General features: G+C 68.3%; 25 protein-coding genes and 1 pseudogene. 23 read left to right on the top strand and 3 right to left on the bottom strand.

The genetic code is table 11. From position 1 onward, the window contains the following. Nucleotides 1-3 precede the first annotated feature (3 nt). The gene (locus A5764_RS03710; protein WP_197501190.1) at nucleotides 4-948 is read right to left on the bottom strand and encodes an SDR family oxidoreductase; all 945 of its coding nucleotides are present in this window, start codon (nucleotides 946-948) and stop codon (nucleotides 4-6) included. Between the two features lie 202 nt (nucleotides 949-1150). Between A5764_RS03710 and A5764_RS03705 the strand changes: the two genes are divergently transcribed. Then, nucleotides 1151-1732, top strand: coding sequence for a TetR family transcriptional regulator (locus A5764_RS03705; protein ID WP_067108661.1), 582 nt, complete (start codon nucleotides 1151-1153; stop codon nucleotides 1730-1732). A 36-nt stretch (nucleotides 1733-1768) separates the two neighbouring features. On the opposite strand, the gene A5764_RS03700 is transcribed toward A5764_RS03705, so the two are convergent. Continuing rightward, entirely contained in the window at nucleotides 1769-2302 is a 534-nt protein-coding gene (locus tag A5764_RS03700) for a GNAT family N-acetyltransferase (protein WP_067108654.1), read from the bottom strand. Then, the gene (locus tag A5764_RS03695; protein WP_067108652.1) at nucleotides 2302-3159 is read right to left on the bottom strand and encodes an oxidoreductase; all 858 of its coding nucleotides are present in this window, start codon (nucleotides 3157-3159) and stop codon (nucleotides 2302-2304) included. Before A5764_RS03695 ends, A5764_RS03700 begins: the two co-directional genes overlap by 1 nt. A gap of 23 nt (nucleotides 3160-3182) precedes the next feature. Here A5764_RS03695 and A5764_RS03690 point away from each other — a divergent pair, with 23 nt between their 5' ends. The 22 genes and pseudogenes from A5764_RS03690 to nuoI all read left to right on the top strand — a co-directional run bounded on the left by A5764_RS03690 (nucleotide 3183) and on the right by nuoI (nucleotide 24090). Next, nucleotides 3183-4181: an acryloyl-CoA reductase gene (locus A5764_RS03690; RefSeq protein WP_067108643.1), complete on the top strand. Its 999-nt coding sequence runs from the start codon at nucleotides 3183-3185 to the stop codon at nucleotides 4179-4181. Nucleotides 4182-4230: 49 nt separating this feature from the next. Beyond that, the gene (locus tag A5764_RS03685; protein WP_067108641.1) at nucleotides 4231-5202 is read left to right on the top strand and encodes an NADPH:quinone oxidoreductase family protein; all 972 of its coding nucleotides are present in this window, start codon (nucleotides 4231-4233) and stop codon (nucleotides 5200-5202) included. Nucleotides 5203-5339: 137 nt separating this feature from the next. Continuing rightward, nucleotides 5340-6434 carry a homogentisate 1,2-dioxygenase gene (locus A5764_RS03680; RefSeq protein ID WP_067108639.1) on the top strand — a complete coding sequence of 365 codons (1095 nt, stop codon included), beginning with the start codon at nucleotides 5340-5342 and terminating at the stop codon, nucleotides 6432-6434. Further along, nucleotides 6431-7606, top strand: coding sequence for an alpha/beta fold hydrolase (locus A5764_RS03675; protein WP_067108638.1), 1176 nt, complete (start codon nucleotides 6431-6433; stop codon nucleotides 7604-7606). The genes A5764_RS03680 and A5764_RS03675 overlap by 4 nt, the downstream gene beginning before the upstream one ends. After that, complete coding sequence (locus tag A5764_RS03670; protein ID WP_067108635.1) at nucleotides 7603-8808, top strand: CaiB/BaiF CoA-transferase family protein; 1206 nt, start codon at nucleotides 7603-7605, stop codon at nucleotides 8806-8808. The genes A5764_RS03675 and A5764_RS03670 overlap by 4 nt, the downstream gene beginning before the upstream one ends. Beyond that, nucleotides 8805-9701, top strand: coding sequence for a hydroxymethylglutaryl-CoA lyase (locus tag A5764_RS03665; protein WP_067108632.1), 897 nt, complete (start codon nucleotides 8805-8807; stop codon nucleotides 9699-9701). Before A5764_RS03670 ends, A5764_RS03665 begins: the two co-directional genes overlap by 4 nt. After that, nucleotides 9701-10324 (top strand): TetR/AcrR family transcriptional regulator, encoded by a 624-nt coding sequence (locus A5764_RS03660; protein ID WP_067108629.1) that lies wholly within the window; start codon nucleotides 9701-9703, stop codon nucleotides 10322-10324. Before A5764_RS03665 ends, A5764_RS03660 begins: the two co-directional genes overlap by 1 nt. Nucleotides 10325-10333: 9 nt before the next feature. After that, complete coding sequence (locus A5764_RS03655) at nucleotides 10334-11572, top strand: acyl-CoA dehydrogenase family protein (RefSeq protein ID WP_067108624.1); 1239 nt, start codon at nucleotides 10334-10336, stop codon at nucleotides 11570-11572. Then, nucleotides 11569-12540 (top strand): annotated as a pseudogene (locus A5764_RS03650) (phosphotransferase family protein); the annotation flags it as partial. The gene A5764_RS03655 and the pseudogene A5764_RS03650, both read left to right, overlap by 4 nt. Before the next feature lie 125 nt (nucleotides 12541-12665). Next, nucleotides 12666-13007 (top strand): DUF6285 domain-containing protein, encoded by a 342-nt coding sequence (locus A5764_RS29170; RefSeq protein ID WP_067108621.1) that lies wholly within the window; start codon nucleotides 12666-12668, stop codon nucleotides 13005-13007. A gap of 8 nt (nucleotides 13008-13015) precedes the next feature. Continuing rightward, nucleotides 13016-13405: a nuclear transport factor 2 family protein gene (locus A5764_RS03640; protein ID WP_067108618.1), complete on the top strand. Its 390-nt coding sequence runs from the start codon at nucleotides 13016-13018 to the stop codon at nucleotides 13403-13405. An 18-nt stretch (nucleotides 13406-13423) separates the two neighbouring features. Beyond that, nucleotides 13424-13972 carry a YceI family protein gene (locus A5764_RS03635; RefSeq protein WP_067108615.1) on the top strand — a complete coding sequence of 183 codons (549 nt, stop codon included), beginning with the start codon at nucleotides 13424-13426 and terminating at the stop codon, nucleotides 13970-13972. A gap of 29 nt (nucleotides 13973-14001) precedes the next feature. Then, nucleotides 14002-14403, top strand: coding sequence for a response regulator transcription factor (locus A5764_RS03630; RefSeq protein ID WP_067108795.1), 402 nt, complete (start codon nucleotides 14002-14004; stop codon nucleotides 14401-14403). 246 nt (nucleotides 14404-14649) lie between these two features. Beyond that, nucleotides 14650-15027, top strand: a complete 378-nt coding sequence (locus tag A5764_RS03625) for an NADH-quinone oxidoreductase subunit A (RefSeq protein WP_067108612.1) — start codon at nucleotides 14650-14652, stop codon at nucleotides 15025-15027. A gap of 8 nt (nucleotides 15028-15035) precedes the next feature. Beyond that, entirely contained in the window at nucleotides 15036-15590 is a 555-nt protein-coding gene (locus tag A5764_RS03620; RefSeq protein ID WP_067108609.1) for an NADH-quinone oxidoreductase subunit B family protein, read from the top strand. After that, complete coding sequence (locus A5764_RS03615) at nucleotides 15587-16315, top strand: NADH-quinone oxidoreductase subunit C (protein ID WP_067108606.1); 729 nt, start codon at nucleotides 15587-15589, stop codon at nucleotides 16313-16315. The genes A5764_RS03620 and A5764_RS03615 overlap by 4 nt, the downstream gene beginning before the upstream one ends. A gap of 19 nt (nucleotides 16316-16334) precedes the next feature. After that, entirely contained in the window at nucleotides 16335-17648 is a 1314-nt protein-coding gene (gene nuoD / locus A5764_RS03610) for an NADH dehydrogenase (quinone) subunit D (RefSeq protein ID WP_067108603.1), read from the top strand. Then, nucleotides 17645-18418, top strand: a complete 774-nt coding sequence (gene nuoE / locus A5764_RS03605; RefSeq protein WP_067108600.1) for an NADH-quinone oxidoreductase subunit NuoE — start codon at nucleotides 17645-17647, stop codon at nucleotides 18416-18418. The genes nuoD and nuoE overlap by 4 nt, the downstream gene beginning before the upstream one ends. Further along, entirely contained in the window at nucleotides 18418-19755 is a 1338-nt protein-coding gene (nuoF, locus tag A5764_RS03600; RefSeq protein ID WP_067108598.1) for an NADH-quinone oxidoreductase subunit NuoF, read from the top strand. Before nuoE ends, nuoF begins: the two co-directional genes overlap by 1 nt. A 102-nt stretch (nucleotides 19756-19857) precedes the next feature. Then, nucleotides 19858-22281, top strand: a complete 2424-nt coding sequence (locus tag A5764_RS03595) for an NADH-quinone oxidoreductase subunit G (RefSeq protein ID WP_067108595.1) — start codon at nucleotides 19858-19860, stop codon at nucleotides 22279-22281. An 8-nt stretch (nucleotides 22282-22289) separates the two neighbouring features. After that, nucleotides 22290-23552 (top strand): NADH-quinone oxidoreductase subunit NuoH, encoded by a 1263-nt coding sequence (nuoH, locus tag A5764_RS03590; protein WP_197501197.1) that lies wholly within the window; start codon nucleotides 22290-22292, stop codon nucleotides 23550-23552. Further along, nucleotides 23545-24090, top strand: coding sequence for an NADH-quinone oxidoreductase subunit NuoI (gene nuoI, locus A5764_RS03585; RefSeq protein WP_067108589.1), 546 nt, complete (start codon nucleotides 23545-23547; stop codon nucleotides 24088-24090). The genes nuoH and nuoI overlap by 8 nt, the downstream gene beginning before the upstream one ends.

The following is a 24090-nucleotide window of genomic DNA, read 5'->3' as shown; positions in this document are numbered from 1 at the left end:
CAATTAGCGCTGGTGGGGCGCGTCGTCGGGCGAACCACCCGCCTGTTGCGCTGAGGCCGTGTGCAATTCGGGAACTGCTTCGAAAGCCGACCGCATCGTCTTGGTCTTGGCATAGATGCGCCGGTCAACCAGGGCGGGCAGCAGCGGCCGGATGCGGGTACCGATTTTTTGGATCGGCGGCGAGAGGTCAACTTCACGGTGCCGATGGACGATGGCGTCCACGCATCGTGGCGCTACCATGCTGGCCGGCGTCCGCGCGATGTCGTTGCGCCGCCGCACGGACAGGTCGATCTTGTCCTCGGCACCGCTGGGTCCGATGAATGTGCGCCCGGCTCCATCGCCGCTGTACATGTCACCGGGGTTGATGGTCAGCACGTGGACGCCGCGAGGGTAGACCTCAAGCCGCAATGCTTCAAAGAATCCGTTCATGGCGTGTTTGCTTGTGGTGTAACCCAAATAACCGGCCATGGGGAAGTGTCCTGATCCGGAGGTCACATACGCGATCACTCCGCGCGCCGCGATGAGATGGCTTAAAGCCAGATAGGTCGGGTAGGCGGCGCTGAAGAAGTTGGCCTGCATCGCCGCCGTGATCGGCGCGAAGGACTCGAGTTCCTCTAGCCTTCCGTATGTTGCCACGCCGACGTTGAGTACCAAGACGTCGATACCGCCGAATGTGGCCACCGTGGTATCGATCAGGCGGGCACAGTCCTCCTCCCTCGTCAGGTCTGCGGCGACTGCCCGGGCAATGCCTCCCGCGGCGGCGATCTGGGATTCAATCTCATTGAGACGCTGTGCATTACGGGCGGCGAGGACGACGCGCGCCCCCTCGGCCGCCAACTGAAGCGCGATGTGCTGACCCAGCCCTTGGGACGCGCCCGTAACCACCGCTACCTTGCCGCGCAGCCGCTCGACGTCACCGCGACCACCGCGAACCGGTCGGCCAAGCACATTCACCGTCGACAGCTTCTCTCGCCAACCTGTTGCGGTCATACGCCTAAACCCCCCTCGTCCTGGTCTGCCTTTGGTCGACGACGCAATGCTGGGCCCGTTACGCACGCGAATCTGCATCCCGGCGCCGGGTCACCGCAGCGTGTTGATTGCCAATCAAGAGGCTAGCCTGTTTCTTGTCTGGTAATCAAGAGGAGGCGGTATGGCACGGAATCGTGCGGGAGTCGACCGCCAGGTCAAGCTGGCGGAGATACTCGATGCCGCCGACGCCGCATTTTTAGGGCCGGGCGGCTACCGGGACACAACCATCGCGGCGATCGCCGCTCAGGCCGGTATCGCGACCAATTCGGTGCATTGGTACTTCCCCACCAAGGACGATCTGCTCGTTGCGGTGCTACGACGGCGGCTGGAAGAGGCGTTGCCGCGCCTGCTCAGCGAGCCGCGGCCGCTGCCCGAGCTGGTCATCGCCGCGCTGCACGAACTCGACCGCGTCGCATCACTGACTGCCACCGTGCACGACCGGGCCGCACAGTCGGTAGTCGTTTCCGACTTCCATCACGGCCTCCATGAACTGATTGAGCGGATGCTGCAGGAAGGCTTCCAGCGCGAGGGCCTCGCGGGCGATGACGCGCGCACTGCTGCGCGGGCGATCGCCGCAATGGTGGAGGGCCTGCACTTGCACGACAACGAACGAGACCCCGAGCAGCGCGACCGGCTGGTGCTGTGGGCGCTGCACCGATTCCAAGGCACGACGAGCAAAATGGCCGGCGGCTCCGCCACGTGATCAGACGAACTCGCAAGGCAGCGGCCGGCGCAAAGCTCAAGTAGCGATCGGACGCGGCGGGTCCGCATCCGCATCGTCGTCTTCACCGAGCAGGTCGAGCTGCCACCACTCGACGTCGTGCCAGGCGCCGAGCTTCCACCCGACGCGTGGATACCGGCCGACCGGCCGAAAGCCGAACAACCGGTGCAGCCCATTGCTGGCATCGTTGGGCTGGGCGATGCCGGCGAACGCTCGCCGGAAACCGCGTTCGGCGAGCCGCCGCAACAGCTCGGTGTAGAGCAGGCGGCCCCCGCCGCTGCCGTGACGCTCGCGTGCAAGGTAGATGCTCGTCTCGACCGACCAGTGGTATGCGGCGCGCGAATTGAACTGGTGCGCATAGGCGTAACCGGTGACGGCCCCGTCGACCTCGAGCACCAGCCATTCGTGGGCACCGGCGATCCGTCGCGCCATTTCCTCGACCGTCGGCACATCGGTCTCGAACGAGATCGCGGTGTCCAGCACGTACGGGCGGTAGATGTCGAGGCACGCCGCGGCGTCGGCGGCGGTCGCGGCCCGGACCCGTGGCGGCATCAAGCACTGACGGCGTTCAGCCGCTCGCGGGTCTCGTCGTCGAGCTCGACGGACGCGGCGTCGAGGTTCTCCTCCAGGTGCCGCACCGACGAGGTGCCCGGGATCAGCAGCACGTTGGGTGCCACGCTTAGCGTCCACGCCAGGGCGACCTGCGCCGGCGTGCGCCCGAGCCGCTGCGCGATCTCCTGCACCAGCGGGTTGGTGAGCACCGGGTTCGGCTTGATGAAGGCGGCACCCAGCGGGAAGAACGGCACGAAGGCGATGCCGCGCGCCGTGCACTCGTGCAGCACCGGCGCCGACGAGCGGTCGACGAGATTGAAAGCGTTTTGCACACAGGCGATCTCGGCGCGTTCCAGGGCGTGGCGCAGGTGCGCGACCTTGATCTCGCTGAGCCCGATGCCACCGATCAGACCTTCGTCGCGGGCTTGCATCACGACGGATAGCTGCTCGTCGAACAGTCGGTCCGGCCCCTCGCTTTCGAACAAGCGCAGATTGACTGCCGCCAGCCGGTCGACACCGAGGGCGAGCAGGTTGGCCTCGATGTCGCGGCGCAAATCGGAGGGCGCGGCGACCGGCAGCCAGGCCCCGGTGTCGTCGCGGCGCCCACCGACCTTGCTCACCAGCGCCAGGTTCTCCGGGTATGGGTGCAGCGCCTCGCGGATCAGTTCGTTGGCGACGTCGGGGCCGTAGAACTGGGCGGTGTCGATGTGGTCGACCCCGAGTTCGACCGCGCGCCGCAGCACGGCCAGCGCCTCGTCGCGGTCGCGCGGCGGGCCGAAGGCGTTCGGACCGGGCAATTGCATGGCACCGAATCCGATGCGCGAGACCGAAAAGCCACCGAGTGGAAAGCGTTCCATGCGATGAGGTTAGCGTCGTCGGTATGGACACGTTTCAAGCGCTTGTCGCGCGCCAGGATGGGGACCGGATCACCGCGTCGGTCGAGACGCTGAGCGCCTCGGACCTCCCGCCCGGGGAGGTGACGATCCGCGTGCTGTATTCGAGCGTCAACTTCAAGGATGCGCTGGCATTGACACCGGGTGGCGGCGTGGTGCGCAACTATCCGGTGGTCCCGGGCATCGACCTGACCGGTGAGGTCGTCGCGTCGGAATCACCCGATTTCGCCGTCGGCGACAAGGTGCTTGCGCACGGATATGCGATCGGCACCGGCCACCACGGCGGCTACGCCGAATACGCCCGGCTGCCTGCGGACCAGGTGGTGGCGCTCGGCGCATTGAGCCCGCACGACGGCGCCGCGATCGGAACCGCCGGCTTCACCGCCGCGATGAGCGTGCAGGCGCTGATCAACTGGGGCGTCCAGCCCGGGGCCGGGTCGGTCGTGGTCACCGGCGCCTCCGGCGGCGTCGGCTCCGTCAGCGTGGATCTGCTGGCCGGCGCCGGCTACCGGGTGGTCGCCTCGAGCGGCAAGGAGAAGGCGACCGATCTGCTGAAAGAACTTGGCGCCGCGGAGGTTATCGGGCGGTTGCCCGAGGATCCCGAGGCCAAACCGCGGCCGCTGAACAAGGCGCGCTGGGCGGCGGGGGTGGATTGCGTGGGCGGCGCGACGCTGGCCGACGTGCTCAGCGCCGTCGACTACGGCGGGGCGGTGGCCGCCAGCGGACTGACCGGCGGTCCCGCGTTGCACACCACGGTGATGCCGTTCATCCTGCGCGCCGTGGCGCTTTTGGGGATGGACTCGGTGCAGCTGCCGATCGGCCCGCGCCGGAAACTGTGGGCGCTGTTGGGTGATTCGCTGCGGCCGCGCCATCTCGAGTCGGTGATCAGCGACGTCGACGTCAAAGACGTGGTCGGAGTGCTCGACCAGCTCCGCGCCGGCGCATTCTCCGGCCGGGCGGTGGTCCGGGTGGCCGGCGGATTCTGAGCAGTACGCTGTTCGGGCGGCTGGGACGGCCCAGGACGACGGAGGTGGCATGCGCGCGGTACAGGTGACTCGGCTCGATGGACCGGACGGGATCGAGGTGGCCGACGTCGCCGAACCCAGCGGTGACGGCGTGGTCGTCGACGTGCACGCGGCCGGCGCGGCCTTCCCCGACGCCCTGCTCACCCGGGGCCTGTATCAGTACCGCCCGCAGCCGCCGTTCGTGCTGGGCGCGGAGATCGCCGGGGTGGTGCGGTCGGCCCCCGCCGACGCGCATGTGGCGGCCGGCGACCGGGTCGTCGGCCTGACGATGCTCACCGGCGGCATGGCCGAGGTTGCGGTGCTGGCGCCCGACCGGGTGTTCAAGCTGCCGGATAACGTGAGCTTCGAGGCCGGCGCCGGCCTGTTGTTCAACGACCTGACGGTGTACTTCGCGCTCACCGTGCGGGGCCGCCTGCAGCAGGGCGAGACCGTGCTGGTGCACGGGGCGGCCGGCGGGATCGGGACGTCGACGCTGCGGCTGGCCCCGGTGCTCGGGGCAACGCGCACCATCGCGGTGGTCAGCACGGAGGACAAGGCCCGGCTCGCCACGGCCGCCGGCGCCACCGACGTCGTGTTGGCCGAGGGGTTCAAGGACGCGGTCAAGGAACTGACCGACGGCCGCGGGGCCGATATCGTCGTCGACCCGGTCGGCGGTGACCGGTTCACCGATTCGCTGCGCTCGCTGGCGCCCGGTGGCCGGCTGCTGGTGATCGGCTTCACCGGCGGTGAGATCCCGACGGTTAAGGTAAACCGATTGCTGCTCAACAACGTTGACGTGGTCGGTGTCGGCTGGGGCGCCTGGACGCTTTCGCACCCCGACGCGCTGGCCGAGCAGTGGGCGGGGCTCGAAAGGCTGCTCACCTCGGGCCAGCTTCGCCCGCCCGACCCCGCGGTCTACCCGCTGACCGAGGCCGCCGCCGCGGTTGCGTCGCTCGAGAATCGCACCGCCAAAGGGAAAGTTGTGCTGCGCGTGCGTGATTGACGCGCCGGCGCTTGATCTCATCTGCAACACCAGCCTCTGCGCAGAACCGCCCGAGGTCGCGGCAGGCCCTTGTGCGCGAGCAAAACAAAAAGTAATATCACTTTCAGTTTCTGCCAACGCCGCAGTCGGGAGCGCCCATGGAGTCCTTTGTCCACCTGCGCAAGGGCAGGACGCCGCGCCGCCTGCACGCCGACCTCGACGGCCTCAAGGACGACGAGCTGGGGCGGGGCGGGTTTACCGGCCGCACCGCCAACATGTACCGCCGCCACGACCCCACCGCCTATCGGGCGGTCGGCCCGCTGCGCCCGGTCGACGTGCTCGCGGGTGAGCTGAAGCCGAGCGACGCCACCGATGCCAACGGCAGCCCCCTGCTGATGTTCAGCAACGACGACTGCCGAATCCTGCTGAGCCGCCGGCGTGAGCCGATGCCGTTCTACGTCCGTCACGTCGACGGGGACCTGCTGTGCTTCGTGCACCGGGGAACCGGGCTGCTGGAGACCGAGTTCGGGCCCCTGCGCTACCGAGAGGGCGACTGGGTCTACCTGCCGAAGGCGTGTACCTGGCGCCAGATGCCGGATCGCGAAACCACGTTACTGATGATCGAGGCGAGCGACGAGTTCCGGGTGCCACCGCCCGGAGCGCTGGGCCGACACTTCCCGTTCGACCCGTCGCAGGCCACCATCCCCGAGCCGGCTTCGATCGCAGATGACGACCGCGACGAGTACGAGGTCCGGCTGGTCCACACGGGTGGCCTCACATCGCTTTTCTACCAACACAATCCGCTCGACGTCGAGGGGTGGCGCGGCGACAACTTCGCGTTCACCTTCAACGTCGCCGACTACAACGTCATCACCTCCGACAGCGTGCACCTGCCGCCGACGGTCCACCTGTTCATGCAGGCGACCGGCGTGTACGTGATGAACTTCCTGCCCAAGCCCGCCGAGGGCGTCCCGGGCACCGAGCGCACGCCCTGGTATCACCGCAACGTCGACTATGACGAGATCGCCTTCTTCCACGGCGGGTCGCTGTACGGCATCCCGATGCCGCCGGGCCTGATCACCCATGCGCCGCAAGGGGTGCACCACGGCGCACCGGAAAAGGCGCGGGAGCGGGCCCGACGCAAGTTCGATGAGCACTCGCGGGTGGACTGGCAGGTCATCGCCGTCGACACGCGGCGCCGCCTGACGCCGTCGGCCGAGGTGCTCGCCCACGACCTGGGGCAGCACTCGTGAAGCACGAGTACGACCGCATCCCCTATCTCGTTGCCTTCCAGAACAACTCGGGAATCCGGGACGTCTACGGAGGGCTGGCCGAGATCACCGTGCTGGAAAGCTACCTGCTCAAGCCGAACGCCAAGCCGTCCGACACCGTGTTGGTGTTCATGCACCCTATCGGCGGCGGCGCGTACCTGCCGATGATCAACGCACTCGCCAGGGCAGGCCACCATGTCATCTACTGCAACAGCCGCTTCCGGGGCACCGACTCGGCGCTGCTGATGGAAAAGGTGGTCGAAGACCTCGGCGAGTGCATCAAGGACGCCAAGAAGCGGCTGGGCTACCCGAAGGTGGTGCTGGCCGGGTGGAGCGGCGGCGGGTCGCTGTCGATGTTCTACCAGCAGCAGGCCCAGCACCCGACCGTCACGTCGAGCCCATCGGGCGACGGCCCGGACCTCACCAAGCTCGACCTGCCCGCCGCCGACGGGATCATGCTGCTTGCCGCGCACATCAGCCGGCACGGCACCCTGACCGAGTGGTTGGACGCATCCATTCTCGACGAATCCGACCCGACCAAGCGCGATCCCGAGCTGGACCTCTACAACCCCGACAACCCCAATCAACCGCCCTACAGCCAGGAGTTTCTGGCCCGCTACCGGCAGGCCCAGATCGAGCGCAACCGCCGCATCACCGCACGGGTCAGGGCCAAACTGGCCGAACTGAAGGCCGCCGGCCGCCCCGATGACGAGTTCGGGTTCGTCGTACATGGCACCATGGCCGACCCGCGCTGGCTGGATCCGAGCGTCGATCCCAACGAACGCACCCCGGGAACCTGCTACCTGGGCGATCCTCGAGTGGTGAACATGAGTCCGGTCGGGCTGGCCCGCTTCTGCACGCTGCGTGGCTGGCTGTCGCAATGGAGTTACGACGACGCCCGCGGCGATGGGGTTGCCTGCGGGCGCGACCTCGCGGTGCCGGCGCTGGTAATCGGTAACCTGGCCGACGACGCCTGCACGCCAAGCCACATCCGGCGCCTCTTTGAGGCGATCGGGCACCCGGACAAGGAGATGCACGAAATCCCCGGCGCCACACACTATTACGCGGGACCCCAGCAGCGGGATAAGCTGCGGCACGCCGTCGACATCATCACCGACTGGCTGATCCGCCACGACTTCGTGAGCGACGAATGACACCCCCAGGTCCGCTGGACGGGATCCGGGTGCTCGAGCTCGGCACCCTGATCGCCGGGCCGTTCGCCGGCCGGCTGCTCGGCGACATGGGCGCCGACGTCATCAAGGTCGAACCCCCGGGCACCCCGGACCCGTTGCGGACCTGGGGCCAGGCCGAACTCGACGGGCACCGCGTCTTCTGGACGGTGCACGCGCGCAACAAACGGGCCATCACGCTCGACCTGCGGAAGCCACGCGGCCGGGAGCTGTTTCTCGATCTCGTCGACAAATCCGACATCGTGGTCGAGAACTTCCGGCCCGGCACGCTGGAGAAATGGGGGCTGGGCTACGACGTGCTCCGCGACCGAAACCCGGGCATCATCCTGGCCCGGGTATCCGGCTACGGCCAGACCGGACCCGACGCCCACAAGGCCGGGTACGCGTCGGTGGCCGAGGCCGCCAGCGGGCTGCGACACCTCAACGGCTTCCCCGGCGGGCCGCCGCCCCGGCTGGCGCTCTCGCTCGGCGACAGCCTGGCCGGCATGTTCGGCGCTCAGGGCGCGCTGGCCGCCCTGTACCGCCGCAGCGTCACCGGGCAAGGTCAGGTGGTCGACGTCGCGCTGACCGAATCATGTTTGGCCGTCCAGGAATCAACGATCCCCGACTACGACGTCGGCGGCGTGGTGCGCGGGCCGTCGGGCACCCGGCTGGAGGGCATTGCGCCGTCCAACATCTACCGCAGCGCCGACGGGTCCTGGGTGGTGATCGCCGCCAACCAGGACACCGTGTTCGCTCGGCTGTGCACCGCGATGGGGCGCGGCGAATTGGCCACCGACGACCGGTTCGCCACGCACGGCGCGCGCGGCCGCAACCAAGACGAACTCGACAAGATCATCGGCGCGTGGGCCGCCGAGCGCCAACCGGGCGAAATCATCGAAACGCTGAGCGCCGCCGGTGCAATCGCGGGACCGATCAACACCGTCGCCGAAGTGGTCAACGACCCACAGCTGCGGGCGCGCGGCATGCTGGTCGACCACTACGACGAACGCGTCGGGCGCAACGTGCTGGGCCCGGGCATCGTGCCTGTGCTGTCCGAGTCGCCGGGCGGTGTCCGCAACGCCGGTCCCGCACAGCCGGGACAACACAACGACGAGGTCTACATCGGGCTCCTGGGCAAGACCGCCGACGAGCTCGAAGCGCTAAGGGCCGGGGAGGTGCTATGACGCCCCACGTCGACATTCGCGAGGTGTCGCTGCGCGACGGCCTGCAGATCGAAACGCCAATCCCGTTGGCGGCCAAGCTGGAACTGCTGGCGGCGGTCGCGGCCACCGGGGTTCGTGAGGTGGAGGCCACCGCCTTCGTGTCCCTGTCGAAGGTGCCGTCGATGGCCGACGCCGCCGAGCTCGCCGCGCACCTGCACGACTACCCCGACATCGAGTTCTCCGCCCTGGTGGCCAGTCCGAACGGCGCGAAGCGCGCCGTCGCCGCGGGACTGCGATCGATCGAGTACGTGGTCGCCGCCAGCGACGCGTTCAGTCAGGCCAACGTCGGGCGAACCAGCGCCGAGGCCACCGAGCAGATCGAGGACATCGTCGCCATCGCGCACGAGGCCGGCGTCACCGTCGAGGTCATCGTGGCCACGGCGTGGGATTGCCCGTTCGACGGGCCGACCCCACCGGAGCGGATCCTCGAGATCGGCGCGGCCGCCCGCGACCGGGGCGTCGACCGGTTCTCGATCGCCGACACCATCGGCACCACCACCCCGCGGCGGACCAGTTCGCTGATTGCGCAGCTGCGCCCGGTGATCGGCGACATGCCGCTGGGCGGGCATTTCCACAACACCCGCGGCGCCGGGCTGGCCAGCGCCTATGCGGCGGTCGGCTCCGGGGTCACCCGGCTGGACGCGTCGGTCGGTGGGCTGGGCGGTTGCCCCTTCGCGCCGGGCGCGACCGGCAACATCGCCACCGAGGATCTGGTCTACCTGTTGCGGGACAGCGACATCGACGTCGACGTCGACCTGGAGGCCGCCATCGCCGCGGCCGAGGTGGCGAAATCGCTTGTCGGACATGACCTACCGAGCGGGCTACTGCGCGCCGGCGACCGGATCCGGGACTGATGCCGGCCGAACTGCTGACCGCGAAGGGCCGCCAGACCAGGCAGGCCATCGAGCAGGCCGCCCGAAAGCTGTTCGCCGAAAGGGGCTTTCACGGTACCACGCTCGCCGACATCACCTCGGCCGCGGGCAAGTCGCCGGCGGTGTTCTACCGGTATTTCGCCGACAAGGAGGACCTCCTGGCCGCGCTGGCGGAATCTTTTCTGCACGAGGTCGTCGAACCGTCCGGGCTGCGCCTGCACCTGCCGGATTCGCCCGATGACGACGCGTTCTTCACGTCGGTGGTCACCGGCTACTGGGAGATGTTCAAGCAGAACATCGGCATCATGATCGCCGTCGCCCAGCTCGCCGCCACCCAGCGACGCTTCGCGGACGTCCAGAACGAATTCCGCCGCTTCGGCATGGACATCGTGGCCGCCTCGGTCCGCCGGGCCCAGGAGCAGGGGTACGGAACGGAGCTGAATCCGGAACACACCGCGGCGGCCATCGCGCTGCTCTTCGAGAACTTCACCACCGTGTTCGTGGGGCCGTCCGGCCTGGGCCTGCATATCAGCGATCAAGACGCCGTTGCCACCTTGTCGACGGTCTGGAAGAAAACCCTGTACGGCAGCGGCAAGGAGACTTAGGAGATAATAGTGGATTTCACTCTGCCGCAACATCTTCCGGAGCTTCTCGCGGAGATGGACGAGTTCATCGAGCGCGAAATCGCCCCGCTGCAGGCCCAGAACATCCAGTATTTCGACCAGCGCCGCGAGCACGCCCGCACCGACTGGGACCACGACGGCATCCCGTCGCGGGATTGGGAGGACCTGCTCGCTGAGATGCGTAGGCGCGCCGACAAGGCGGGCTGGCTGCGCTACGGCTTGCCCGCGGCGCTGGGCGGCCGCGACGGCACCAACCTCGACATGGCCGTCATCCGGGAACACCTGGCACACAAGGGGCTCGGCCTGCACAACGACCTGCAGAACGAGTCGTCGATCGTCGGGAATTTTCCGCAGGTGATCATGATGGAGCGCTTCGGCACCGACGAGCAGCGCCGGCTGTGGTCGGAGGCGCTGATCACCGGGGAGCGGTCAATGGCGTTCGGGCTCACCGAGCCGCGGCACGGCTCCGACGCGACCTGGCTGGAAACCCGCGCCGAACCCGACGGGGACGGATGGGTGATCAACGGCGCCAAGCGGTTCAACACCGGAGTGCACCGCGCCACCCACGACCTGATCTTCGCCCGCACCTCCGGTGAGCCCGGGGCGCCCCTGGGTATCACCGCGTTCCTGGTGCCGACCGACGCGACCGGCTTCCGCGTCCCCTACTACTGGTGGACGTTCAACATGCCCACCGACCACGCCGAGGTCGAGCTGACCGACGTGCGAGTGCCGACCGACGCGGTGCTCGGCGAGGTGGACCGCGGCCTGGAGGTCGCGCAGACCTTTTTGCACGAGAACCGGATCCGGCAGGCGGCGAGCAGCCTGGGTGCGGCGCAGTACTGCATCGACCGCGCCGCCGAGTACGCCGGCAAGCGAACGGTGTTCGGCAAGCCGCTGTCGGTCAACCAGGCCGTGCAATGGCCCCTGGCCGAGCTGCAGACCGAGGCCCAGATGGTGCGGCTGCTGGTGCACTACGCGGCCTGGCATCTGGACCGCGACCACCACATGGAGGTATCGGACAAGGTGTCGATGGCCAACTACCGGGCCAACCGGCTGGTCTGCGACGCCGCAGACCGGGCCATGCAGATCTTCGGCGGCCTCGGTTACAGCCGTCACGAGCCGTTCGAGCACATCTACCGCCACCACCGCCGCTACCGGATCACCGAGGGCGCCGAGGAGATCCAAATCCGCCGTGTGGCGCAGCGGCTGTTCAAGTTCGGCCAGAAGTGAACCTGCAAGACCGCCTGACCGCGGTGCTGGCCCCGGCGCTCGGCGCCGGCACTGAATTCTTGGCGATCGAGAACCTGCGCGCGCTGACCGGGGGTGCCAGCCGCACCACATGGGCGTTCGACGCCGTCAGCGGCGAGCAACGCCGGCCGCTGATCCTGCGGACCGGGCCGCCCGACGACGTGCATGCCGGGATGGAACTGGAAGCCCGCGCCCAGGCCGCCGCCGCGGCGGCCGGCGCACCTGTCCCCCGCATCCTGGTGGCCGACGATTCCGTTGCCGCGCTGGGCAACCCGTTCCTGATCTGCGACGAGATCAAGGGCGAGACCATCGTTAGGCGCATCCAACGTCGGCTCGACAATGCCGATGGGCACGCGGCGCGTACGAGGCTGCTGCGGCGGTGCGCCCAGGCGCTGGCCGCCATCCACCGGGCCGACCCGCGGATCCCTGGCCTGGCCCATCGGGACCAGCTCGACGAGTGGCGCGAGCGCCTCGACGCGATGGCCGATACCACCGCCACCTTCGAATGGGCGTTTCGCTGGCTGGCCGCCCACCGGCCACCCCCGTCGACCACGGTCCTGGTGCACGGGGACTACCGGATGGGCAACCTGATCGTCGACGGGTCAGAGCTGGCCGCCGTCCTCGACTGGGAGCTGGTGCACGCCGGTGAGGCATACGAAGACCTGGCCTGGTTCTGCATCCGGGCCTGGCGGTTCGGCGCCCCTGCCGGCCTGGGCGCCGGCGGCCTCGGCAGCGTCGAAAGCTTCCTTCAGGCCTACGAGGAGGCCAGCGCGACCACCGTCGATCGGGCGGCGTTTCACTGGTGGCTGGTGCTGGCCACGCTGCGGTGGGGCGTCATCTGCCGGCACCAGGCGGAGCGGCACCTGAGCGGTCAATTCCGCTCGGTGGAGCTGGCGGCCATCGGGCGCCGAGTGTGCGAGACCGAGTGGGACCTGCTCGAATTGTTGGACGCGCCCGGTGACGATGTTTGCCGCGCAGCGGCGCGAGGAGGAGGCGGGCAATCGGACGCGCCCGGTGACGATGCGCGCCGCGCAGCGGCGCGAGGAGGAGGCGGGCAATCGGACGGGGCGCTCCGGTGATCGGCTCCTACGGCCGCCCGGTCGCGGCCGAGCTCGTGGCCGCGGTGGCCGAGTTCCTCGAAACCGACGTCCGCGAGGCGACCACCGGACAGGTCAACTTCCATGCCAGGGTGGCCGCCAACGCGTTGCGGATCGTCGAGCGCGAACTGCTCGACGAGGGCGAAGCGGAGTGCCGCGAGGCGCTGGCCGGCTTGGGTTTCGCCGACGAGGACGGGCTGGCCGGAGCCATCCGGGCCGGCGCGATGGACGGGCGCGCCGACGAGGTGCTGGCCTGCCTGCGCACACTGGTGCGACACCGGTTGGCCGTTGCGCACCCGGGATACGAGCGATCGGAGTAGGAGCGACCATGCCCGCCACCACCGCCGAGGCCATCGTGGACGTGGCCGACCGCCTGTTCGCGGCGATCGAGCGGGGCGACGTCGCGGCGGTCGACCGGCTGTGGAGCGATGACATCGCGGTCTGGCGGGTCGGCGCCCGCCGCGATAACGACAAGCGTCGCGCGCTGCGGGTCATCGACTGGTTCGTCACGACGACCACCGAGCGCCACTATGAGATCCTCGATCGTCAGCTCTTTGACGGCGGCTTCGTCCAGCAGCACGTGCTGCGCGCCACCGGTCATGCCGGCCAATCGATCTCCACGCGCGTCTGCATCGTGATCCGGGTGGGCGCCGAAGGGCTGATCGACCGGATCGACGAGTACTTCGACCCGGCCGCGATCGCGCCGTTGCTCGACTAGCCGAATGAAAGAGGCGACATGACGACTCTGGAAACCCTGCTGACCGATCCGGACATGGCCGGGGTGTGGAATCTGGTCCCCGACCGCTCGACCGTGACCTTCAAGGTCAAAAACGCCTGGGGCCTGCTGAACGTGAAAGGCCGCTTCACCGAGTTCAGCGGCGACGGGCAGCTCACCGGCACCGGCGCGGTGTTCGGCCGCCTCGACATCCGGACCGCGTCGTTGAACACCGGCATCGGACGCCGCGACAAGCACCTGCGCTCAGCCGACTTCTTCGACGTCGAGCGCTTCGGTGACATCAGCGTCGTCGTCACCGCGGCGCATCCCACCGAGGGCCCCCCTAAAGGCAAAGCCGCCGAACTGCGGGCCAACTTCACCATCAAGGGCGTCACCGCGCCGCTGCCCCTGCCCGTCGCCGTCACCGAGCTCGAGGACGGCTCGATTCGGATCTCCGGCGAAACCAAGGTCGATCGATCCCAATTCGGTCTGGGCTGGAACAGGTTCGGCATGATCGGTGCGACGGCAACGGCCGCCGCGCAGGCCGTCTTCGTTCAGGCGCCCCGGTAAACTCGGTGCGGCACCAGTACCATCTGAGCGTGCCCGACTCCACCAGCGTCCTGCGGATCCTTGTCTACGGCGACAACGCCGAAACCCGCGAGAACGTGATGCGGGCGCTGGGCACCCGTCTGCACCCCGACCTGCCGGAGCTCAGCTACGTCGAGGTGGCGACGGGCCCCATGGTGATCCGCACGATGGACGAGGGTGGCATCGATTTGGCCATCCTGGACGGTGAGGCGACCCCGACCGGCGGCATGGGAATCGCCAAACAGCTCAAAGACGAACTCGACACCTGCCCGCCGATCGTGGTGCTCACCGGCCGCCGCGACGACGCCTGGCTGGCCAGCTGGTCGCGCGCCGAGGCCGCGGTGCCCCACCCGCTCGACCCCATCGTGCTGGGCCGCACCGTGCTCGGGCTGCTGCGCACCCCCGCTCGCTAGAGCTAACACCCCGTCCCCAGGCAGCATCGTCGTGGCGCCGCGTTTCCCGCGCGGCAAAGACGTGCCGGATCTCACACACCGAACTATGGGTTAGCGCTACCCCGGCCACGTGCGTCGGCCGCGACGACGCTATGTTGAAGATCACTGTGACGTGCTACAGACCCGGCTCGTCACAGCAGCCCGGTCACCGCCTGGCCGCCGCTCAGCGGCCTGAGAAGGCGGGCCACACGACGGATCTGGAGCGAGTTGAACGTCTACATACCCATCCTGGTGCTAGGCGCGATCGCCGCCGCCTTTGCCGTGGGCTCGGTGGTGCTCGCCAGCCTGGTCGGCCCCAAGCGTTACAACAAGTCGAAGCTGGCGGCCTACGAGTGCGGGATCGAGCCGACCGAAGCGCCGGTGAGCGGCCCGAAGGCGACGGCCGGGCAGCGGTTCCCGGTGAAGTATTACCTGACCGCAATGCTATTTATCGTGTTCGACATCGAAATCGTGTTCCTGTATCCCTGGGCGGTCAGCTACGACGCGCTGGGCACGTTCGCGCTGGTCGAAATGGTGGTGTTCATGCTCACGGTCTTCGTGGCCTACGCCTACGTGTGGCGCCGCGGCGGCCTGACCTGGGATTGAGGTAAAACGTGGGCCTGGAAGAACAGCTGCCCGGTGGCATCCTGCTGTCAACCGTCGAAAAGGTGGCCGGCTACGTCCGCAAAAACTCGCTGTGGCCCGCGACGTTCGGGCTGGCCTGCTGCGCCATCGAGATGATGGCAACCGCCGGGCCGAGGTTCGACATCGCGCGGTTCGGCATGGAGCGGTTCTCGGCGACACCGCGGCAGGCGGATCTGATGATCGTGGCCGGCCGGGTCAGCCAGAAGATGGCCCCGGTGCTGCGGCAGATCTACGACCAGATGGCCGAGCCGAAATGGGTACTGGCCATGGGCGTGTGCGCGTCGTCGGGCGGGATGTTCAACAACTACGCGATCGTGCAGGGCGTCGACCACGTGGTTCCGGTGGACATCTACCTGCCCGGCTGCCCGCCGCGCCCGGAGATGCTGCTGTACGCAATCCTCAAGCTGCACGAGAAGATTCAGGAAATGCCGCTGGGCGTCAACCGCGAACACGCCATTGCCGAGGCCGAGCAGGCGGCGATGGCGGCCCGTCCCACCATCGAGATGCGCGGACTGCTGCGATGAGCTCCCCCGACCACGACCCGAAGGTGGCGGCCACCGAAGTGGGGGGATCCATCCCTGGCCCCGACGAAGAGGTGATCGACGTGCGCCGCGGCATGTTCGGGGTCCGCGGCACCGGCGACACCTCCGGATACGGACGGCTGGTGCGCGAGGTCACCCTGCCGGGCAGCAGCCCACGTCCCTACGGCGGCTACTTCGACGACATCGCCGACCGGCTGGCCGAGGCGCTGCAGCGCGACGGCGTCGAATTCACCGACGCGATAGAGAAAGTCGTGGTCGACCGCGACGAACTGACCCTGCACGTCCGCCGCGATCGGCTGCCGCAGGTCGCCCAGCGGCTGCGCGACGAACCGGAGCTGCGCTTCGAGATGTGTCTGGGCGTCAACGGGGTGCACTACCCGCACGAGAAGGGCCGGGAGCTGCACGCCGTCTACCCGCTGCAGTCAATCACCCACAACCGCCGGCTACGGCTGGAAGTTGCTGCGCCGGACAGCGATCCGCACATCCCGTCGCTGTTCGGGGTCTACCCGACCAACGACTGGCACGAGCGCGAAACGTACGACTTCTTCGGAATCATCTTCGACGGCCACCCGTCGCTGACCCGAATCGAGATGCCCGACGACTGGCATGGCTATCCGCAGCGCAAGGACTACCCGCTGGGCGGGGTACCGGTCGAATACAAGGGCGCCAAGATACCCCCACCCGACGAGCGCAGGGGCTACAACTGATGCCGGAAAAAGATCAAAGATGACCGAAACCGAGATGAGCGAACCTGACACAGTCTTGATCGCCGGCGGCCAGGACTGGGACCAGATCGTCGACGCCGCCCGCAACGCGGATCCCGGTGAACGCATCGTCGTCAACATGGGGCCCCAGCACCCGTCCACCCACGGCGTGTTGCGGCTCATCCTCGAGATCGAGGGCGAGACCGTGACCGAGGTCCGCTGCGGAATCGGCTACCTGCACACCGGAATCGAGAAGAACCTCGAATACCGTTACTGGACCCAGGGAGTCACCTTCGTGACCCGAATGGATTACCTGGCACCGTTTTACAACGAGGCCGCCTACTGCCTGGGTGTGGAGAAGCTGCTCGGCATCACCGACGAGATCCCGGAGCGGGTCAACGTCATCCGGGTGCTGCTGATGGAGCTCAACCGGATCTCGTCGCACCTGGTCGCGCTGGCCACCGGTGGCATGGAGCTGGGCGCGATGACCGCGATGTTCATCGGATTCCGGGCGCGTGAAATCATCCTCAACGTCTTCGAATCGATCACCGGCCTGCGGATGAACCACGGCTACATCCGGCCCGGCGGCGTGGCGCAGGACCTGCCGCCCAACGCGGCCACCGAGATCGCGGAAGCCGTCAAGCAGCTGCGGCAGCCGCTGCGCGAACTGGGCGAGCTGCTCAACGAGAATGCCATCTGGAAGGCCCGCACCGAGGGCGTGGGCTACCTGGACCTGACCGGGTGTATGGCGCTGGGCATCACCGGCCCCATCCTGCGTGCCACCGGGCTGCCGCACGACCTGCGCAAGAGCGAGCCCTATTGCGGCTACGAGAACTACGAGTTCGACGTGATCACCGACGACGGTTGTGATGCCTACGGGCGCTACATCATTCGCGTCAAAGAGATGTGGGAGTCGCTAAAGATCGTGGAGCAGTGTCTGGACAAGTTGCGGCCGGGCCCGACGATGGTCTCCGACCGCAAGATCGCGTGGCCCGCCGACCTGAAGGTGGGCCCGGACGGCATGGGCAACTCGCCCGAGCACATCGCCAAGATCATGGGCAGCTCGATGGAGGCGCTGATTCACCATTTCAAGCTCGTCACCGAGGGCATTCGCGTTCCGGCGGGCCAGGTCTACACCGCGGTGGAGTCGCCCCGCGGTGAGCTCGGCGTGCACATGGTCAGCGACGGCGGCACCCGCCCCTACCGGGTGCACTACCGGGATCCGTCCTTCACCAACCTGCAAGCGGTCGCCGCGATGTGCGAGGGCGGGATGGTGGCCGACCTGATCGCCGCGGTCGCCAGCATCGACCCGGTGATGGGCGGGGTGGACCGATGACCGGGCCGCAGGGCCAGCCGGTGTTCATCCGGCTCGGACCGCCGCCCGGGGAGCCCAACGCCTTCGTCGTCGAGGGTGCCCCCAAGACGTATCCGCCGGAGGTGCGGGCGCGGCTCGAGGTCGACGCGAAAGAGATCATGGGCCGCTACCCGAGCAAACGCTCGGCGCTGCTGCCGCTGCTGCACCTGGTGCAGGCCGAGGACTGCTACCTGACGCCCGCGGGTTTGGAGTTCTGCGGGGAGCAGCTCGGGCTGACGGGTGCCGAAGTGTCCGCGGTGGCAAGCTTTTACTCGATGTATCGCCGCGGGCCCACCGGCGACTACCTGGTCGGCGTGTGCACGAACACGCTGTGCGCGGTGATGGGTGGCGACGCCATCTTCGACGCCCTCAAGGAGCACTTGGGCATCGGCAACGACGAGACCACCTCCGACGGGTCGGTCACCCTGCAACACATCGAATGCAACGCCGCGTGCGACTACGCACCGGTCGTGATGGTCAACTGGGAATTCTTCGACAACCAGACGCCGGAGTCGGCGCGCGAGCTCGTCGACTCCCTGCGTGCCGGGAATCCTAAGGAGCCCAGCCGGGGTGCGCCGCTGTGCGCCTTCCGCGAGACGTCGCGCATCCTGGCCGGGCTGCCCGACGAGCGGCCGGACCAGGGCCAGGGCGGCGCGGGCGCGGCGACGTTGGCCGGATTGCGAATAGCGAACGAACTCGGGATGGAGGCCCCACCCGCGCCTCAGTCGCCGTCGGACCGGAAGGACGACTGATGGCCGCCCCCACCGCCCAGGCCACGCCGTTGACACCGGTGATCAGCCGCTTTTGGGACGACCCCGAGTCGTGGACGCTGGAGACCTACCGCCGCCACGACGGCTACCAGGCGATGCAGAAGGCCCTGGGGATGGAGCCGGACGCGGTGATGGGGGCCGTCAAAGACTCCGGGCTGCGCGGCCGCGGTGGCGCGGGCTTCTCCACCGGGACGAAGTGGTCGTTCATCCCGCAGGGCGACACCGGCCCGGCGGCCAAGCCGCATTACCTGGTGGTCAACGCCGACGAGTCGGAACCCGGTACGTGCAAAGACATTCCGCTGATGTTCGCGACGCCGCACGTGCTGGTCGAGGGCGTCATCATCGCCGCCTACGCGATCCGGGCCAACCATGCGTTCATCTACGTGCGCGGGGAGGTGCTGCCGGTGTTGCGCCGCCTGCAGAACGCGGTGGCCGAGGCCTATGCCGCCGGCTACCTGGGCCGCGACATCAACGGTTCCGGCTTCGATCTGGAGCTGGTGGTGCACGCCGGCGCCGGCGCATACATCTGTGGCGAGGAAACCGCGCTGCTCGACTCCCTGGAGGGCCGGCGCGGTCAGCCGCGGCTGCGGCCGCCGTTCCCCGCGGTGGCCGGGCTTTACGGCTGCCCGACGGTAATCAACAACGTCGAGACCATCGCCAGCGTCCCGCCGATCATCCTCAACGGGGTCGAGTGGTTCCGGTCGATGGGCAACGAGAAATCGCCCGGCTTCACGCTTTATTCGCTGTCCGGGCATGTCACCCGGCCGGGCCAGTACGAGGCGCCGCTCGGAATCACGTTGCGCGAGTTGCTCGCTTACGCCGGCGGGGTGCGGGCCGGGCACCGGCTGAAGTTCTGGACGCCCGGCGGGTCGTCGACACCGCTGCTGACCGACGAGCATCTCGACGTGCCGCTGGACTACGAGGGCGTGGGCGCCGCCGGCTCGATGCTGGGCACCAAGGCGCTGGAAATCTTCGACGAGACCACGTGTGTGGTGCGTGCCGTGCGCCGCTGGACCGAGTTCTACCAGCACGAGTCGTGCGGCAAATGCACGCCCTGCCGGGAGGGCACCTACTGGCTGACCCAGATCTACAAGCGGCTGGAAACCGGCGAGGGCACCCAGGAAGATCTCGACAAGCTGCTCGACATCTCCGACACCATCCTCGGAAAGTCGTTCTGCGCGTTGGGCGACGGCGCCGCCAGCCCGGTGATGTCGTCGATCAAGTACTTCCGCGACGAGTACGTCGCGCACATCGAAGGCGGCGGCTGCCCGTTCGACCCCAAAGACTCCATGCTTGTACCCAATGGAGGTAAGGCATGACCCGCGCCGGCGACGATGCAGAGCGAAGCGATGAGAAGGAGCGGCGCCCATGACCCGCGCCGGCGACGATGCAGAGCGAAGCGATGAGAAGGAGCGGCGCCTATGACTCAGGCGGCTGACACCGAGAATCAGGTGAGCCAGCCCGAGATGGTCACGTTGACCATCGACGGCGTCGAAATCAGCGTTCCCAAGGGCACTTTGGTGATCCGCGCTGCCGAGTTGATGGGGGTCCAGATCCCCCGGTTCTGCGATCACCCGCTGCTGGACCCGGTGGGCGCGTGCCGCCAGTGCCTGGTCGAAATTGAGGGGCAGCGCAAGCCGATGGCGTCGTGCACCACCGCCGCCACCGACGACATGGTGGTACGCACCCAGCTCACCTCGGAGGCCGCGGACAAGGCCCAGCACGGCGTGATGGAGCTGCTGCTGATCAACCATCCGTTGGACTGCCCGATGTGCGACAAGGGCGGCGAATGCCCGCTGCAGAACCAGGCAATGTCCAACGGGCGGGGAGACTCTCGGTTCACCGACGTCAAGCGCACCTTCGCCAAGCCGATCAACATCTCGTCGCAGGTGCTGCTGGACCGCGAGCGCTGCATCCTGTGCGCACGCTGCACGCGGTTCTCCGAGCAGATCGCCGGCGATCCGTTCATCGACATGCAGGAGCGCGGCGCCCTGCAGCAGGTCGGCATCTACGCCAATGAGCCGTTCGACTCGTACTTTTCGGGCAACACGGTGCAGATCTGCCCGGTGGGCGCGCTGACCGGGACCGCGTACCGGTTCCGGGCCCGCCCGTTCGACCTGGTCTCCAGTCCGAGCGTGTGCGAGCACTGCGCGTCGGGCTGCGCGCAGCGCACCGACCACCGCCGCGGCAAGGTGCTGCGCCGGCTGGCCGGTGACGACCCCGAAGTCAACGAGGAGTGGAACTGCGACAAGGGCCGGTGGGCCTTCAATTACGCGACGCAGCAGGACGTCCTCACCACCCCACTGATCCGCGACGCGGACGGCCAGCTGGTGCCCGCGTCGTGGTCGGCGGCGATGGTGGCGGCGGCCCAGGGTTTCGAGGCGGCCCGCGGGCGCACCGGCGTGCTGGTCGGCGGCCGGGTGACCTGGGAAGACGCCTACGCCTACAGCAAGTTCGCGCGAATCGTGTTGGATACCAATGACATAGACTTCCGCGCCCGCCCGCACTCGGCCGAGGAGGCCGACTTCTTGGCGGCGCGCGTCGCTGGCCGGCCGGTGACCGTCAGCTACTCCGACCTCGAATCGGCGCCGGTGGTGCTGCTGGTCGGGTTCGAGCCGGAAGACGAGTCGCCGATCGTGTTCCTGCGGTTGCGCAAGGCCGCCCGCAAGCACCGCGTCCCCGTCTACGCGGTCGCGCCCTTCGCCACCCGCGGGCTGACGAAGATGGCGGGGCGGCTGATCAAAACCGTTCCGGGAGCCGAAGCTTCGGCGCTGGACGGCCTGGCCACCGGTGAGCTGGGCGACCTGCTCGGCAAACCCGGCGCGGTCATCATGGTCGGGGAACGCCTGGCCACGGCGCCGGGCGGGTTGTCCGCCGCGGCACGACTCGCCGACACCACCGGCGCCCGGCTGGCGTGGGTGCCCCGCCGGGCCGGCGAGCGCGGCGCGTTGGACGCCGGCGCGCTGCCCACGCTGCTTCCCGGTGGGCGCCCCGTGGCCGACGACGCGGCCCGGACGCAGGTCGCCGCGGCGTGGAACGTCGACGAATTGCCTTCCGCCGCAGGACGAGACGCCGAGGGCATCCTGGCCGCCGCGGCCGACGGATCCCTGGGGGCGCTGCTCGTCGGCGGCGTCGAACCCGGCGACTTCCCCGATCCGGAGGCGGTGCACGCGGCGCTGGACGCCGCCGGCTTCGTCGTCAGCCTGGAACTGCGGCCGAGCGCCGTCACCGAACGAGCCGACGTGGTGTTCCCCATCGCGCCGACGACGCAGAAGTCCGGCGCCTTCGTCAACTGGGAGGGCCGCTACCGCGGGTTCGAGCCCGCGCTGCGCGGCACCACCCAGCAGGCCCGCCAGTCCGACCATCGGGTGCTCGACACGCTGGCCGACGAAATGGGTGTCTACTTGGGCACCACCACCGTCGAGGCGGCCCGCAAGGAGCTGTCCGGGCTGGGCACCTGGGACGGCGACCGCGCCGCCGGTCCGCAGATCGCCACGACGGAAGCGGCCGACGCCGCGAACGGGCCTGAAACAGGACAAGCCGTGCTGACCGGATGGCGGTTGCTGCTCGACGAGGGCCGAATGCAGGACGGGGAGCCGTATTTGGCGGGCACGGCGCGCGAGCCCGTCGTCCGGCTCTCGGCCGACACCGCCGCAGAGATCGGCGCCGCCGAGGGTGACCGGGTCACCGTCAGCACGTCGCGCGGATCGATCACCCTGCCGCTCACCATCACCGACATGCCCGACCGGGTGGTGTGGCTTCCGTTGAACTCGCCGGGCTCGGCGGTGCACCGGAAGCTGGGTGTGGCCATCGGCAGCGTCGTGCGGATTGGAGTGGAGTCATGACCACCACGTTGGCCGCCTTCGGACACGACACGTGGTGGCTGGTCCTGGGCAAGGCGCTGGCCATCTTCGTGTTCCTCATGCTGAACGTATTGATCGCGATCCTGCTCGAGCGCAAGATCCTGGGCTGGATGCAGCTGCGGCCCGGGCCCAACCGGGTGGGCCCATGGGGCGCCCTGCAGAGCCTGGCAGACGGGATCAAGCTGGCGCTCAAGGAAAGCATCACCCCGCGTGGCGTCGACTGGTTCGTTTACTTTGCCGCGCCGGTCATTTCGACGATTCCCGCGTTCACCGCGTTCGCGTTCATCCCGTTCGGCCCGGAGGTGTCGGTGTTCGGCCACCGAACCCCCTTGCAGCTGACCGACCTTCCGGTCGCGGTCCTGTTCATACTGGGCCTCTCGGCGATCGGGGTCTACGGCATCGTGCTGGGCGGCTGGGCGTCGGGGTCCACCTACCCGCTGCTCGGTGGGGTGCGCTCCACCGCGCAGGTCATCTCCTACGAGGTGGCGATGGGCCTGTCCTTCGCGTCGGTGTTCCTCTACGCCGGCACCATGTCGACCTCGGGAATCGTGGCGGCCCAGGACCGGGTCTGGTACGTGTTCCTACTGCTGCCGTCGTTCATCATCTACCTGATCTCCATGGTGGGTGAAACCAACCGCGCCCCATTCGATTTGCCCGAGGCCGAGGGCGAGTTGGTCGCCGGCTTCCACACCGAGTACTCGTCGCTGAAGTTCGCGATGTTCATGTTGGCCGAGTACGTCAACATGATGACGGTTTCGTCGCTCGCAACGGTCATGTTCTTCGGCGGCTGGCATGCGCCCTGGCCGATCGACATGTGGCCGGGGGCCAACGTCGGGTGGTGGCCGGTGCTCTGGTTCACCGCGAAGATGTGGACGTTCCTGTTCATCTACATGTGGCTGCGGGCCAGCCTGCCCCGGCTGCGCTACGACCAGTTCATGGCGCTGGGCTGGAAGCTGCTGATCCCCATGGCGCTGGTGTGGATCATCATCGCGGCCGTCATCCGCACGTTGCGCAACCAGGGTTATGCGCATTGGACCCCGCTGCTGGTGGTCAGCAGCATCGTCGTGGCCACGGCGCTTGTGCTGCTGCTGCGAAAGCCGTTCACCGCACCCGGTATTCGCGCGATGGAGCGGGAACTGCGCCGCGGGCGCGACGAGATCACCGAGCCGCAGAGCCCCGAAACCCTCGGGCCCGCATTCCCGACACCGCCGCTACCGGCCGCCGGTGCGAGCAAGGAGAAAGCACGTGCCTAAGTTTCTCGACGCCGTAGCCGGCTTCGGCGTGACGTTCGGTTCGATGTTCAAAAAGAGGGTCACCGAGGGCTATCCGGAGAAACCCGGACCGGTGGCGCCGCGCTACCACGGCCGGCACCAACTCAACCGGTACCCCGACGGCCTGGAGAAATGCATCGGCTGCGAGCTGTGCGCCTGGGCCTGCCCGGCCGACGCGATCTACGTCGAGGGCGCCGACAACACCGAGGAGCTGCGGTACTCGCCGGGCGAGCGCTACGGGCGGGTGTACCAGATCAACTATCTGCGTTGCATCGGTTGCGGTTTGTGCATCGAGGCCTGCCCGACGCGGGCGCTGACGATGACCAACGACTACGAGATGGCCGACGACAACCGCGCCGACCTGATCTACGAGAAGGACCGGCTGCTGGCGCCGCTGCTGCCCGAGATGACCCCGGCACCGCATCCGCGCGCACCGGGCGCCACCGACAAGGACTACTACGAGGGCAACGTGACCGCGGACGGGTTGCGTGAGTCCCCCGGCGCCGGAGAAGCGCGGTGA

Origin of the sequence: Mycobacterium sp. 852002-51057_SCH5723018 (genome assembly GCF_001667035.1) — a bacterium.
Classification (GTDB): domain Bacteria; phylum Actinomycetota; class Actinomycetes; order Mycobacteriales; family Mycobacteriaceae; genus Mycobacterium.
The sequence above is the reverse complement of the archived record's forward strand: the minus strand, read 5'-3'. Positions and strand labels throughout refer to the sequence as shown.